The sequence below is a fragment of the Paraburkholderia sp. genome (assembly GCF_049581445.1).
Classification (GTDB): Bacteria; Pseudomonadota; Gammaproteobacteria; order Burkholderiales; family Burkholderiaceae; genus Paraburkholderia.
In genome coordinates this window covers 1-13,133 of the sequence record NZ_JBAURZ010000118.1, presented here as the reverse complement: position 1 = coordinate 13,133, position 13,133 = coordinate 1, and the positions used below count along the sequence as shown (strand labels likewise).

Genomic DNA, 13,133 nt, shown 5'->3' with positions numbered 1-13,133 from the left:
CCACAGGGCGGCATGACGGGGCTGGCGGGCGGCGCGATCCCCCGCGCCTCAGACATTGCGCTATCACTCGAGCGGCTGGCTGGCGTCGAGGAAATTGATCCGGCTTCAGCGACCATGACCGTGCTGGCCGGCACCACCTTGCAGACTGCCCAGGAGGCCGCCGCGCAAGCGGGTTTCGAGCTCGCGCTCGATCTCGGCGCGCGCGGCTCCTGTCAGATTGGCGGCAACCTCGCCACCAACGCGGGCGGAAATCGTGTGATCCAGTCGGGCACTGCGCGCGATCAGGTGCTCGGTCTCGAAGTCGTGCTGGCCAATGGCGACGTGTTGAGTTCGCTCGGCAAAATGGTCAAGAACAATACTGGTTACGACCTGAAGCATTGGTTCATCGGTTCCGAGGGCACACTCGGCGTGATCACGCGCGCCGTATTGCGCCTGCGTCCGCAGCGCGCGGCTCGGCATACGGCGTTGGTCGCGCTTGACCATTACGATGCGGCGGTCGGTCTGTTAAGACGCCTCGCAACGCGCTTTGGCAACGATATCGGCGCGTTTGAGATCATGTGGCCGGACTTCTACGACTTCGGCGTAGCGCTGACCGGCACGCGATCGCCGTTTGCGGAGAGTCACCCGCTGTATGCATTGATTGAGCACACCAGCTTCGATGCCGCCGACGATGGTGAGCGCTTCGCCGGCGCGCTGAACGAAGCCCTTGAAGCGCACACCATTCGCGATGCGGTGATCGCACAATCGATGGCCGATGCGCGTGCATTATGGGCGGTGCGCGAATGCACGGCGGAGTTTCCGGTGCGCCTTGACCCGATCAACTTCGACGTCAGCTTGCCGATTGGTCAGATTGGCACGTTCGTCGACGCGTGCCGTACTGCGCTCGATGCGAAATGGCCGGGCAACCAGTCGTATTTCTTCGGCCACATCGGCGATTCGAATCTGCACCTCACCGTGGATGGTCATTCGGTACCAGGCGTCGAGCATCACGCGGTCTATGCGTTCGTCTATGACATGCTTGGACCGTTGCACGGCTCAGTGTCGGCGGAGCACGGGATCGGTTCGCTCAAGCGCGAGTTCTTGCCCATCTCGCGCTCGCCGGAGGAGTTGGCTGCGATGCGTGCCATCAAGCAGGCGCTTGACCCACATGGGATTCTGAATCCGGGCAAGCTGTTTTGAGCGAGGGACTCACCTTAAGCGCATCAGACTTGAACGTCTGGTGGCCCGCGCCAACACCCGAGCGTTGAGCGGGCCAACTCAACTAGCGCGTTCGCCGGTAAGCCCCCGTTACTGCGCGACGTGGTCGCGCAACTGGTCTGCGTAGCGCCGGTAAAGCCAGGACAGGGCTGCGGCAACCAGAACGACGAGCAGCACGGTGACGAGTGCGTTGATGAGCGCCAGTCCGATAGAAACGCCGGACGAGCCTTGCTGATCAGCCGCTATCTTGTGGTGGATAGTCAGGATCAGGAAAGGCACGGTGAGCAACAGCAGCGGCAGTGCCGAGGCGACGCTCACCGCCCACATGCTCCAGAAATGACCACGACTATCGTTCCATGCTGCGCGCGGCTTCAGGCGGGCGCCGAGCGCGATGGCGGGAAAGAGCAGGGACAAACGCAGTGCGACGAACCCGTACACGAAAAGGAGCACCGCCATCACAGCCATGAATCCGAGTCCAGATCCTGTGTGGCGGCGCACGAGAGCCACAAGGAGCACGACGGCTAGCGCGAAGAGAGCGGCCAGCAGTCCCTGGCAAAAGGAGAAGAGGGTGTAGCGGGCAAGAGGTTTGCCACCAAGCGGCACGAGCGGTTGGCTGCCTTCGCCGAGCAGAACGAAACGATGAATTTTGATGGTCAGGCAGCCCGACACGACAAATTGGAGAATCGATAAGGCCGCGCTCATCAACCCGTTGCCGGCTCGCGTAGCGGCGTCGAGTTGGGCTGATTCGGCGGGCGTATGGTGGAAGGAGCCGGACAGCAGGGCGATACAGGCAAAAACGACACCGGCACCGAAAAGAAGTCCAGGCATCTGCACGATGGCTTGCCAGGTGCTGCTCCAGCTTTTCTTGACGCAAGCGCCAAAGGTCAACTGTTCCATAGCGTGATTGGGTTGTTCTAATAGGTTATTGGACTGATGCCGCATCAGGCGCCTAGCGCCGACGCAGTTCCCCGATCGTCCGCTCCGGCAAACCTCTTCCGGGCAACAGCGTGCCACTTGCGACACGACTGCGACGCCCCCGGAACACGACCGGGATCATTGTAGAGATTATCGCAACCGTTTGTCGTGAAAATTCTTTGCAAACAATTGCTTGGCATTGCTTTAGGTCGTTTGAATGAGGCGTGGTTATCGGCTAAATGCCCATCCAGATAGCACGCAATCACCGGATAAAGGGCTCTTAAATCGAAGGCCGCAATCTGCCGTCGCGGCTACACGATCAGGAGTCCGGTACAAGGAAGGGCTACGCCACTCGACGCTATTGCATTCAGGCGGCCGCGTCGTTGATTTCGCTGTCGCTTGATTCGGCGGCGAGCAGGTTCAGGGCGACCAGAATCGCGGCGCGGTTGTCGAGCTGAATTTCGATGCCGAGCGCGTCGGTGAGCCAGCGGCCGATCTTGGTATTGGAAAAATCGATGGCATTGGCCGTCTTTTTCATCGTGACACCGAGTTTGACGGCGCGGTAGTGATATGAGGGCACGCGATGCTGCGCCGCCACGGCGGACAACCCGCCTTTGCATTCCGAGCACCAGCCGAGGCTGCCGGCCAGCACGATGCGCTCGGGTTCGTCGAGTTCCTCGATGAAGGTGCGTGCGGCTGCGCGCACGTGGGCTTCGTCGAGACCGTATTGCATCAGAACGCTATCGATGGGGTCTTCGAGTGCGTGGGCGCGCAGGTCGATTTCCTGCTCCACGCCTTCGGTTTCCATCGAAACGTTGCGTTGGTGTCCGGCGCTGCGCAGGCAGTCGATCAGATAGCGGCGGAAATAGGCGCACAACGCGTAGCCGTTGGAGGGTGCGCTTTCGGGGCAGGCGTGGGTGTCGGTATGGCCGGGGGCGAGCCGCAGCACCTTGGCGAAGATGAACTGGGCGACGAGTTCTTCCTTGTCGTCGCCGAGCGCTTGCAGTTCGAGCGGATGATAGGTGCGCAGTGCCCGCTTGACCAGGTCGACCATCGAGACCATTTCGTCATCGGACAACTGCGTGCGGCGGCGCCACAGTTCAGGCAGGATTGCATCATCGAGATTACGGACGAACTCGCGGCTCGGTACGGCGCCCATGAAAACCTCCGGGGAAGGATGGGACACAGAGAGCGCGGAGTGGCTGGAAGCCAGGTGATGAAATGGTCTCGAAGACCTAGGGCCGCGCGGGAAAGTGAAGGCAGTATGGTTTTTGCAAGCCGCTTGGCATATATGGATTAAGTGGTAGTTGGCGGCTAAACGGCCGGATAAGCCTTCGGCCAATCTGCGTTGGTTTACCACCATGAACCCGCATGGGACGGGGCTCTCGGGGTGGGCCGGGCCGGCGTTAGTGCCGAAGCTCTAACCTCGAATCGGCATAAGCGCCAAATCTGCGCCAGCCTGAGTTTTCGGCACGCTGGACGGGCCGCCTGCGGTTATTGCGTCTACGCTCCGCAGCGGGGCTTGGTTCGGTATTTCGATTTCCGGTGCAGATGAGCGACTTGGACGGGATTGTTTCGAGTCTGAGCGACACAGAGGTTGGCGGACTGTTGGCGCAAGGGCGGTGCGATGCACTCGGTGAACCGCCGGGCTGGCGTTCCGAGCATGCCGGATACGGATGGCGCCTCCCCTATGCAACGCCATCCGCCCCGACGGGCCACCCGAGGCAAGCGTGGCCCTGTGTGCTGACGCGCGCCCCTATATTCCCCGAGGCTGACGCTTCACTGCCGAGACTCCTTCAACCCGATGTCGCGATCGTATGGCCGATCGTCGGCAACGGGGACTCCCTGGTGGCCGGCGCTACGCTTCGCGTGGTCGGCTCGTATGTGCTGATCCCCATCGGCATGGCAAACAGTAAAGGCGTGCGAACTGGTCTCCTGCGCTGCCGGTCCGGCGTTATGTTGTTGTGCGCACGCTCATTTCTGTGGTGGTATCGAATCGCTGTTAGTGCCTCAGCCTGCTACATAGACGCGGCACGCCGCTAATTTTTAAAGCGCCGTCGCAAGGTTTGACAATTGACCGCCACCGCGGCAAAACGGAGTGCGGCCGTTATTTCACGGCGAACAGCGTCAGATTCATCAGAACCTTGAACGCAAAGCCGAGCGACATCGCGCCGCCCACGCCCACGCACCATAGCGCGATAAACCAGACCCAGCCGGGCAGTCGCGAGCGTGCGGATGTGCCGGTCTGCCTAGTGATAGTGATGTTGGTCGCCATGACGCACCTTGCCGCGAAATACCCAGTAGCCCATCGTCGTATAGGTCAGGATGATGGGGAGAATTACCGCTGCACCTGCCAGGGTGAACATCTGGCTCGAACGCGGCGCGGCGGCTTCCCACAGCGTCATGCTCGATGGGATCGCATACGGCCAGAGACTCACCAGCAAACCGAGGTAGCCGATCAACACCAGCGCGAGCGCCAGCACGAACGGCGTCTTGTGATGGCGCTCGCGCACCGCCTGGCGCATGAAGTACGCGCAGATCGCAACGAGGAAAGGCACCGGCAGCAGCCGATAGAAGAGGCCCGAGCCGAACCAGCGCTGCGCCACGTTCGGGTCTTGCAGCGGTGTCCACAGGCTGACGAGCGCGATGAAGCCAAGCAGGATCAGGGTCATGGGCCACACCACGCGATGCAGGCGTCGTTGCAGATCGCCCTCCGTTTTGGCGATCAGCCAGCAGCAGCCCAGTAGCGCATAGGTGACCACGAGCCCGAGACCCGTTAGCAGGCTGAACGGCGTGAGCCAGTCGAACGCTGCGCCACCGTAGGTGCCGTTGACCACCGGAATGCCCTGCAAAAACGCGCCCAGCACGATGCCCTGGAAGAACGCCGCACCGGTCGAGCCGCCGATGAACGCCAGATCCCAGAGGTGTTTGGTACGGTTCGCCTTGGCGCGCAGTTCGAACGACACGCCGCGAAAGATCAGGCACGCGAGCATGAAGATCAGCGGCAGATACAACGCGGACAACACGGTCGAATACACCACGGGAAACACGGCGAAGAGTCCTGCGCCGCCGAGCACCAGCCACGTCTCGTTGCCGTCCCACACGGGGGCGACCGTGTTCATCATCAGATCGCGCTCTTTCTCATCGGGAAAGAACGGAAACACGATGCCGATGCCCAGGTCGAAACCGTCAAGCACCACATACATGAAGAGGCCCAGTGCGATGATCGCGGCCCACACTACGGTTACATCCATTTTCCTGCCTCGTCTGGTTGACGCGTTGTTGTTCGGCTTATGGCCCGGGCTGCGAACCGGGACTTGAAGCCGGTGCTGGACTCAGGCTGCATCGATTAGCCGATCGGCGGCCGACATCGGGCGACGACCGTTGTGGCCGGGTGTGCTGTCCGGCACGCCGTCGGGTGTCAGACCCGGCAACGCTGGCCCGGAGCGCATCAGCTTGAGCATGTAGTAGATGCCGGTGCCGAACACGAGGAAGTAGACGATCACGAACGCCATCAGCGAGATTCCCACCTGCTGCGTGGTGAGCGGCGACACTGCCTGCGAGGTCCGCATCACACCGTAGACCACCCAAGGTTGACGGCCCGCTTCGGTAGTGATCCAACCCGCCAGCAGCGTAATGAAACCGGTTGGTCCCATCGCCACGACGAGCTTCTGAAACCACTTTGCGTCATACAGCTTGCCGCGCCGGCGCAGCACCCAGGCGGTGGCCGACATCACGATCATCAGCACGCCAAGGCCCGCCATCACGCGGAAACTCCAGAACACGATGGTCGAATTGGGGCGGTCCTCAGGCGGGAATTCCTTCAGCCCGCGAATTTCGCCATCCCAACTATGTGTGAGAATCAGGCTGCCCAGGTGCGGAATCGAAACCGCGTAGCGCGTCGTCTCTGCCTTCATGTCGGGAATGCCGAACAGATTGAGCGCAGTGCCGCCTTTTTCGGTGTTCCACAGGCCTTCGATGGCGGCGATCTTCGCCGGCTGATATTTGCGCGTGTTCAGTCCATGCTGATCGCCGACGAAGGCCTGAATAGGCGTGAGGATCAACAGCAGCCAGAGCGCCATCGAAAACATCTTCTTCACAGCCGGATCGCGGCGGCCGCGCAGCAGGTGCCATGCACCGACGGCTGCGACCACGAGGCCCGCAACGATGAATGCGGCAAGCGCCATGTGCGCAAGGCGATACGGGAACGACGGATTGAAAATGATCTTGAACCAGTCGAGCGGTACGACGTGGCCATCGACGATGTCGAACCCTTGGGGTGTCTGCATCCAGCTATTGGAGGCGAGAATCCAGAAGGTCGAGATCAAGGTGCCGATGGCGACCAACAGCGTGGCACCGAAGTGCGCGCGTGGACTCACGCGCTGCCAGCCGAACAGCATGATGCCGAGAAACCCGGCTTCGAGGAAAAACGCCGTCATGACTTCGTACATGAGGAGCGGACCAGTGATCGGGCCGGCGAAACTTGAGAAGCCCGACCAGTTAGTGCCGAACTCATAGCTCATCACGACGCCGGAGACGACGCCCATGCCGAAAGCCACTGCAAAGATCTTCGACCAGAACAGACACAGATCTTTGTAGTACGCCTTACCAGTCTGGAGCCAGCGCCACTCGAGCACCGCGATAAAACTGGCGAGACCGATGCTCAGCGCTGGAAACACGATGTGAAATGAAACGGTGAACGCGAACTGAATGCGCGCCAGGTCAAATGCTGAGAGTGCGGAGTTCATAGCTTTGATGCCGGAAACAACCTACGCGCGCCGACCGCTGTCGACACGCACTGCCTGTGCAGATGGCGCAAGAGTAGGGGAATGCGCTGAATTTTGCTGCATCGCCCCATGCGTCGAAAAGCCGCGCATGAAAAGGCGTGACCCCGGATTTAAGACGCTAAATCGTTGATGTGTATCAAGATTGTTTTGATGTTCTCAAAGTGCCGATGGCGGTCGTCGGTCTGGGAACTGCGTCAATACACCGCGCTGCAGCAGCGCGGTGGGAGCGCTTTGGCATCGGCCTGGCGGCAGAAGGGAGGGGTGTCCGGTGCTGCGCTATGCTTCGGACCACAAGCGTCCGCCTGTGGCCCAGTTCTCGCGCTTCACGTCGGTGAGGATGATCTCCACCGAATTCGGCTCGACGCCGAGCGATTCACAGGTCGTTCTGGTGATGGCTTCGACAAACTTTCGCTTCTGTTCGAGCGTGCGGCCTTCGAAGAGCTCAATGTGAAACGTGGGCATAGTGCTGTTCCTTGGGTCAAGAGTGAGGTCGAACGGTAAGGATAAGGACGGGGCGATGCCCCCCCGTGCGCTTCAATGGCGATACGAGCGATCGAGCCGATCCAGTTTGCGCAGCAATGCGGGCCATTCGAGCGCGCCTTCCACGGCGCCGCCGTCGAACAGTTGCTCTGCGGTGCGTGCCGCCACCGAATCGGACGGCATCACGAGCGGCATGCCGGCTGCCTGGGCCTGCAACTGGATCTCGCATGCCTTGATCAACGTCGCCATCAGCACGTAGGCTTCGGCTACCGTGCGACCGGCAGTGAGCGTGCCGTGATTGCGCAGGAGCATGGCCGGATAGGTGCCCAGATGGGCGACCAGCCGTTCGCCCTCCGAAGGTGTGAACGCCAGTCCCTCGTAATCGTGATACGCGAGCTGTCCGTGAAAACGCAACGCGTGCTGGGACGCAGGCAACAAGCCCGCAGGCTGCAACGACACGGCAATACCGGAGGTGTTGTGCAGATGCATGACGCAAAATGCATCCCTGCGCGCCGCGTGGACGGCGGCATGCAGCGCGAAGCCGGTCGCGTTAACTGGATGCTCGCTCGGACCGACGATGTTGCCCGCGATATCGATCTTCACGAGATTCGACGCGCAGACTTCGTCGAAGGCGAGGCCGAACGGATTGATCAGGAAGTGTCCCGGTTCCTCCGGGACACTGGCCGAGATATGCGTATAAACAAGGTCGTCCCAGCCATTGAGCGCAGCGAGGCGATACGCTGCCGCCAGATCGATGCGGGTTTGTTGCTCCGCTTCGGAGAAAGGCCCCGAAGCGGCAATCCGGGCGGCCGGCGTGTGGGTGAACGACATGGGCATCTCCTGCTGGTGTGGCTTCGTTTGGGTTGCGGCGTTGTATAGGCTGCGGCTCTGTTTAGGCCGCGGTTTCGCTGAGGTTGCCGCTTCGTTCAGTTGGCGCGTTGCTTAACCGGTGCGGGTTGCCGTCGGTGCCGTGCGACGAGGGTTGGCGGCATTTTTCTGATCCACCTTGCGACGAGCTCCCGCTGTGGTTCTTTGATCCGCCGCGCGGCTCGGGTCGTTGGCGGTGCGTTGGCGCATCAACCGTTGCACACTCCATGTGGCGAGTACGAACGGTGCCGTCATGACCGGCAGTCCGGCCTGTCGTGCGAGCAGTTGTAGACCGACCGATAACAGAATGCCGCAGAGCACAGCGCCACACGTGCTTTCGGCAAGTGCGATTGCCGTTAGCGCGCCGTTGAAACCGCAAAGGCCCGCGTCGAACGAAGCGGGACTTGCGCCGAGCAGCAGAAGCGCACCCCCGCCGATAACGGAACCGGCCAGCGCCCACATCGCATGGCGGCGCGATGAGACGGCGATCCCTCCGAGCACCAGCAGGCCAGGTAGCGCGCCGTAGGCGAAGCCGGCCTGCGCCAGGCCTGAGAGCGCGCCAGCGGGCAGTAGGGCAAGTGGTGCGATGTGACTGGCAGGAGCGGCCGCTGGTCCGCCATTGACGAATGGCAACCAAAACCATGTAACGATCAGGCAAGGACTCGAATACACGACCAAACCGCGGGCCTGCAGCCAGCGCGACCACGGCTGCAAAAGCCATGCGGTGCTGAAGCCGGCGAGAATCGCCAGCGCGGCGGAGGTGGCTTCGTTAGGCACGAGGGTGTAGGCGGCGAGCCCGGCCAGCGCGCCATTGAAACCATGCAGGCCGTCACGCGCATCCTTCTCACAGTAACCGGCAAGCAGCGCACCGATATTCGCCGCAATCGCGCCGGTCAGTGCGGCGCAGGCGAGCCGTGGGTCGCATATGAGCCACGCCGCGAGCAGACATGCGCCGGTGAACGCGTTGGGCTGCAGAACAACCTGACCGAGACTGCGCAGTAGTGTGCGCAGCGCGGCGGATTCGGCTTGATTGGATGCGGCGTGCATGGTGGTAAGGTGGTACCGCGGCTGTGCATCGAGCGAAGCTGCCACGGTCAGTTCATAGTGAACCGGCAGCATAGGGCACCTGCGCCAGGCTGAGCATCCGCACATGCTGATAGTGGCTATTTGCAACGCGGCTGCGGCGGTCCATCACGAAGGAGGCAAGGACATGCGCGAAGTTCGTTGGGCATCAGAAGAGGGCGAGGGCATTGAACATCTTGCATTCGATGCGCGTGCCGAGGGATTTTTCGTCGAAAGTGCCGTTGTTGGGCAACGCTATGGAAAGGGTTATGGTCTCTATTACCGCGTGCATTGCGACCCGAGCTGGCGCGTCAATTACGCATTCCTCAAAGTGGCTGGCGGCGGCGAAGTGGAACTGCACGGCGACGGTGAAGGTCACTGGCGTGACGGCCAAGGCCAGACGCTGAAGGCAATCGAAGGTTGCATCGACATCGATATTGCCGCTACGCCATACACGAATACGCTGCCAATCCGCCGTCTGAAGCTTGCGCAAGGCGAGCGCCAGCCGATTGCCGTGGCATACATCGCCACGCCGGATTTGCAGGTCACACGGGTCGAGCAGGCGTATTCGTGTATCGAGCTGAACCGCGAATATCGCTACGAAGGGCTATTCCGCAGCTTTGCCGCCAATCTGAAAATCGATGATGACGGCCTCGTGATCGACTATCCGACGCTGTTTACGCGCTTGCCTCGGACTCCTTGACGGCGCGGTTCGCCGGCGCGATGGCGCCTGGTGCCACAGACGCGCGCAGGGGCGCCATTTGGCTGGCGTCGGTGCTTTGCACGATATGCAGTTCACGGGTGCGCACCGGCAGCCCGCATTGCGCATCGGTGAGCGTCTGACGAACCTGGCGGGCGAGATCCCAGCGCATATCCCAGAACGTGTCGAGATTGGCCCAGATACGCATGTTCAGCACCACGGTACTGTCGTCGAAACGGGCCACCATCACTTGAGGCGCGGGGGTTGACAGCGCACGCGGGTCGGCCGAAGCCAGGGCTCGCAGTGCGGCAAGCGCTTGGTCTACGTCGTCGCGCACGGAGATTTCCACTTCCAGATCGAGGCGGCGCGTCGGATTGCGGCTGTAGTTGCGGATCGAATTGCTCCACAGCGCACTGTTAGGCACGTATTCGCAAATGCCATCCGACTTCGTCAGGCGCGTCGTGAACAGACTGATTTCTTCGACGCTGCCCGCGACTGTGCCATTACCCGATTCGATCCACTCGCCCACCTTGAAGGGGCGCAAAAGCAACAGCATGATGCCGGCCGCGATATTCTGCATGGTGCCTTGCAGCGCGAGACCGATGGCAAGACCGGCGGCGCCGAGCACGGCAACGATGCTGGCCGTCTCGATGCCGAGTTGCGACAGCGCGCCGACAATCGCGACCACGCGGATGCCCCACAGGGTCGTGTCGCAAAGGACCGGGCGCAAGGTGGCGTCCATACGCGACTGACTCGTGAGCAGGCGGTTGAGCGAGCGGGCAACCCGGCGCGCGAACCACCAACCCACCACGAGGATGACCGCGGCGGCGCACAGGTGCATCGAGATGGCGGTGAGCCCAGCCCAGAGTGAGGTCCACTGACTGGGGTGGATTTCGGCGAGAAGATTTTGCATGGCCTTGACGGTCCTTGATTACAGGCGACGGCGCATAGGGCGCGGCGCGGTTCGTGAGGTATTGATTAGGCACCGGGTGCGTTCGCATCAGGCGAGCGCTACGCCGGGGTGGCGGATATCCGGAACAAAAAACGCGGGTAAAGCGTGCGGAGAAGGGACCGTGCAAAAAAGGGAAAGTTCTACCGCAGCAACCTTTTTGACAGTTCAACTTACCGGGGTCGGAAGAGACGGGCGCGTGCGCAGCCGGCGATCGACCGCAGTCTAAACTGGTCGCGGGTCGGGCAAAGCCGCGTCGCCCGTGCCTAGCGCGCGTTGCATCAAGGTGGTATCGAGCCAGCGCCCGTGCTTGAAGCCCACCGCCTTGAGCGTGCCAATCACCTCGAACCCAAGGCTGCGATGCAGCGACGCCGAGCCGCCGCTGCCGCCATCTGCGATCACCGCCACCATCTGCCGCCACGGGCCGGTTTCGCAACGCTCGATCAACGCCTGCAATAGCACGCGTCCAATGCCGCGACCGCGAAACGCGTGGTCCATGTAGATCGAATCTTCAATGGTGTTGCGATATGCCGCGCGTGGCCGGTACGGCGTCGCGTAGCAATAGCCGGCGATCGTGCCTTCGACCTCGGCAACCAGATACGGCATGCCGTGGCTCAAGACAGAAGCGTGACGGCCACGCAGTTCGTCGACTGAAGGCGGCGTCTCCTCGAAAGAAGCAACGCCGTGCAGCACGTGCTGCGCGTAGATGGCCTGAATGGCGAGCAGGTCGGCATCGGTTGCGTCGCGCACCATGGGGAGGGCGGTGGCGTCGGTTAACGGACTCGAGCGGGTTTGGCTGGCGGTGCTCATGCGCATTCCTGTCGCTGTCCGGAGCTTCTCCGGAAACGCTTTACTATGCCTGTTGAGCGCCGCGAATTGAAGCCCGTCAAAAAACCCGCTGCACCGGCGCTGCCCTGCCAAAGCGCCGCGCTCCCGCCACGCACGCCACCACGATCACCGTCACGGCAATCATCGCTGGCGGGACCTGTTCATGAAGCAGCAGCGCAGCCAGCAAGAGTCCAAAGAACGGCTGCAACAACTGCAACTGGCCGACGCTTGCAATACCGCCTAGCGCCAGGCCGCGATACCAGAACACAAACCCGATCAGCATGCTAAACAGCGACACATACGCGAGTCCCCACAGTGATGCCTGACTGACGCCCGCGAATGAAGCGGGCCAGGTCCACCACGTGAGCGGCAGCATCAGCGGCAACGACAGCACCAATGCCCACGAGATCACCTGCCAGCCGCCGAGGTGCCTTGAAAGCCGCGCGCCTTCCGCATAGCCGAGTCCGCAGACCACGATGGCGGCCAGCATCAAGCTGTCGCCAAGCGGCGATGCGTGCACGCCGTTGCGCAACGCGAAGCCCACCACGGCGCAGCTGCCCAAGGCAGAGAACACCCAGAAGGCGCGCTGCGGACGCTCACCGCCGCGCAGCACGCCGAAGATGGCGGTGGCGACCGGCAGCAGTCCGATGAACACGACCGCGTGCGCCGCGGTGATGTGGCGCAACGCGAGCGCGGTCAGCAACGGAAATCCGACCACCACACCAAGCGCTACGACCACGAGCGGCAGCAGATCGCGCCGCGCCGGCCGGGCCCCACGAAACACCAGCAGCAGGATCAGGCCAAGTGTGCCCGCAATGGCAGCGCGGGCTACTGTTAGAAAGATCGGATCGAGTCCTTGTACGGCGATCCGCGTGGCGGGTAGCGAACCGCTGAAGATCAGCACGCCCAGCAGACCGCTCAGCCAACCGTCGGTGGGGCGGCGATGTGGGGCAGTGCTGGTCGCATTGGGTTTCATAGGACGGTCCGAAGGGCGGCAGATAAAAACCCCAGCATCCTCCGTCGGAGGAAAAAGTGTAAGCTACGGAGCAGTACAATCCGTGCAAACTGTACGGTACATGGAGCAGTACAGATGGTGAGTTTTTCCAGAAGCAAGGGCAACTCGAACGACACCGACGCCGCGTCGCGTACGCGCGTCGAAGCCGTCATGGACAGCTTGCGCGAGCGGATTGCCAGCCGCTCGCTGATGCCCGGCGCGCGCGTGCCGTCGATTCGGGCCATGAGCGAGACGCTCGGCGTGTCCAAATCGACCGTCGTCGAAGCCTACGACCGTCTCGTCGCCGAAGGTGCGCTTCTCGCGCGGCGCGGCTCCGGTTTTTTCGTCTCGGGG

14 protein-coding genes are annotated in these 13,133 nt (G+C 62.0%); 3 read left to right on the top strand and 11 right to left on the bottom strand.

Features of this window, described 5'->3' with window-relative positions; translation table 11 throughout:
• The coding region (locus WCA85_RS10845; RefSeq protein ID WP_424063699.1) for an FAD-binding oxidoreductase at positions 1-1,179 on the top strand (1,179 nt) is incomplete at its 5' end.
• A gap of 108 nt (positions 1,180-1,287) precedes the next feature.
• Here WCA85_RS10845 and WCA85_RS10840 read toward each other — a convergent pair.
• The 8 genes from WCA85_RS10840 to WCA85_RS10805 form a co-directional block, all read right to left on the bottom strand.
• On the bottom strand, positions 1,288-2,094 hold the full coding sequence (locus WCA85_RS10840; RefSeq protein ID WP_424063697.1) for a hypothetical protein: 807 nt from the start codon (positions 2,092-2,094) through the stop codon (positions 1,288-1,290).
• 385 nt (positions 2,095-2,479) lie between these two features.
• The gene (locus tag WCA85_RS10835; protein ID WP_424063695.1) at positions 2,480-3,271 is read right to left on the bottom strand and encodes a hypothetical protein; all 792 of its coding nucleotides are present in this window, start codon (positions 3,269-3,271) and stop codon (positions 2,480-2,482) included.
• A 948-nt stretch (positions 3,272-4,219) separates the two neighbouring features.
• Positions 4,220-4,387, bottom strand: coding sequence for a hypothetical protein (locus WCA85_RS10830; protein WP_424063694.1), 168 nt, complete (start codon positions 4,385-4,387; stop codon positions 4,220-4,222).
• A complete protein-coding gene (gene cydB, locus WCA85_RS10825; RefSeq protein WP_424063692.1) occupies positions 4,362-5,366 on the bottom strand; it encodes a cytochrome d ubiquinol oxidase subunit II in 1,005 nt (334 codons plus the stop codon). The genes WCA85_RS10830 and cydB overlap by 26 nt, the downstream gene beginning before the upstream one ends.
• Positions 5,367-5,447: 81 nt before the next feature.
• On the bottom strand, positions 5,448-6,860 hold the full coding sequence (locus tag WCA85_RS10820) for a cytochrome ubiquinol oxidase subunit I (RefSeq protein ID WP_424063690.1): 1,413 nt from the start codon (positions 6,858-6,860) through the stop codon (positions 5,448-5,450).
• 315 nt (positions 6,861-7,175) lie between these two features.
• Positions 7,176-7,418, bottom strand: a complete 243-nt coding sequence (locus WCA85_RS10815; protein WP_424063702.1) for a 4-oxalocrotonate tautomerase — start codon at positions 7,416-7,418, stop codon at positions 7,176-7,178.
• 15 nt (positions 7,419-7,433) lie between these two features.
• On the bottom strand, positions 7,434-8,210 hold the full coding sequence (locus WCA85_RS10810) for a class II aldolase/adducin family protein (RefSeq protein WP_424063688.1): 777 nt from the start codon (positions 8,208-8,210) through the stop codon (positions 7,434-7,436).
• 111 nt (positions 8,211-8,321) lie between these two features.
• A complete protein-coding gene (locus tag WCA85_RS10805) occupies positions 8,322-9,293 on the bottom strand; it encodes an urea transporter (protein ID WP_424063700.1) in 972 nt (323 codons plus the stop codon).
• A gap of 163 nt (positions 9,294-9,456) precedes the next feature.
• On the opposite strand from WCA85_RS10805, the gene WCA85_RS10800 reads away from it, so the two are divergent.
• On the top strand, positions 9,457-10,011 hold the full coding sequence (locus tag WCA85_RS10800; protein WP_424063686.1) for a putative glycolipid-binding domain-containing protein: 555 nt from the start codon (positions 9,457-9,459) through the stop codon (positions 10,009-10,011).
• Here the strand turns inward: WCA85_RS10800 and WCA85_RS10795 are convergent.
• The 3 genes from WCA85_RS10795 to WCA85_RS10785 all read right to left on the bottom strand — a co-directional run bounded on the left by WCA85_RS10795 (position 9,986) and on the right by WCA85_RS10785 (position 12,761).
• Positions 9,986-10,921, bottom strand: a complete 936-nt coding sequence (locus WCA85_RS10795; RefSeq protein ID WP_424063684.1) for a mechanosensitive ion channel family protein — start codon at positions 10,919-10,921, stop codon at positions 9,986-9,988. The two genes, WCA85_RS10800 and WCA85_RS10795, sit on opposite strands and share 26 nt — an antisense overlap.
• Before the next feature lie 261 nt (positions 10,922-11,182).
• The gene (locus tag WCA85_RS10790; protein WP_424063682.1) at positions 11,183-11,767 is read right to left on the bottom strand and encodes an N-acetyltransferase family protein; all 585 of its coding nucleotides are present in this window, start codon (positions 11,765-11,767) and stop codon (positions 11,183-11,185) included.
• Positions 11,768-11,843: 76 nt separating this feature from the next.
• A complete protein-coding gene (locus WCA85_RS10785; RefSeq protein ID WP_424063680.1) occupies positions 11,844-12,761 on the bottom strand; it encodes a DMT family transporter in 918 nt (305 codons plus the stop codon).
• Positions 12,762-12,875: 114 nt separating this feature from the next.
• Here WCA85_RS10785 and WCA85_RS10780 point away from each other — a divergent pair.
• Positions 12,876-13,133: GntR family transcriptional regulator (locus tag WCA85_RS10780; RefSeq protein ID WP_424063678.1), on the top strand; the 258-nt coding region annotated here is incomplete at its 3' end.

Bases quoted from the DNA above. Each gene is read 5' to 3' on its own strand.
- WCA85_RS10840 (WP_424063697.1), bottom strand. From the start codon at position 2,094: ATGGAACAGTTGACCTTTGGCGCTTGCGTCAAGAAAAGCTGGAGCAGC.
- WCA85_RS10835 (WP_424063695.1), bottom strand. From the start codon at position 3,271: ATGGGCGCCGTACCGAGCCGCGAGTTCGTCCGTAATCTCGATGATGCA.
- WCA85_RS10830 (WP_424063694.1), bottom strand. From the start codon at position 4,387: ATGGCGACCAACATCACTATCACTAGGCAGACCGGCACATCCGCACGC.
- cydB (WP_424063692.1), bottom strand. From the start codon at position 5,366: ATGGATGTAACCGTAGTGTGGGCCGCGATCATCGCACTGGGCCTCTTC.
- WCA85_RS10820 (WP_424063690.1), bottom strand. From the start codon at position 6,860: ATGAACTCCGCACTCTCAGCATTTGACCTGGCGCGCATTCAGTTCGCG.
- WCA85_RS10810 (WP_424063688.1), bottom strand. From the start codon at position 8,210: ATGTCGTTCACCCACACGCCGGCCGCCCGGATTGCCGCTTCGGGGCCT.
- WCA85_RS10805 (WP_424063700.1), bottom strand. From the start codon at position 9,293: ATGCACGCCGCATCCAATCAAGCCGAATCCGCCGCGCTGCGCACACTA.
- WCA85_RS10800 (WP_424063686.1), top strand. From the start codon at position 9,457: ATGCGCGAAGTTCGTTGGGCATCAGAAGAGGGCGAGGGCATTGAACAT.
- WCA85_RS10795 (WP_424063684.1), bottom strand. From the start codon at position 10,921: ATGCAAAATCTTCTCGCCGAAATCCACCCCAGTCAGTGGACCTCACTC.
- WCA85_RS10790 (WP_424063682.1), bottom strand. From the start codon at position 11,767: ATGAGCACCGCCAGCCAAACCCGCTCGAGTCCGTTAACCGACGCCACC.
- WCA85_RS10785 (WP_424063680.1), bottom strand. From the start codon at position 12,761: ATGAAACCCAATGCGACCAGCACTGCCCCACATCGCCGCCCCACCGAC.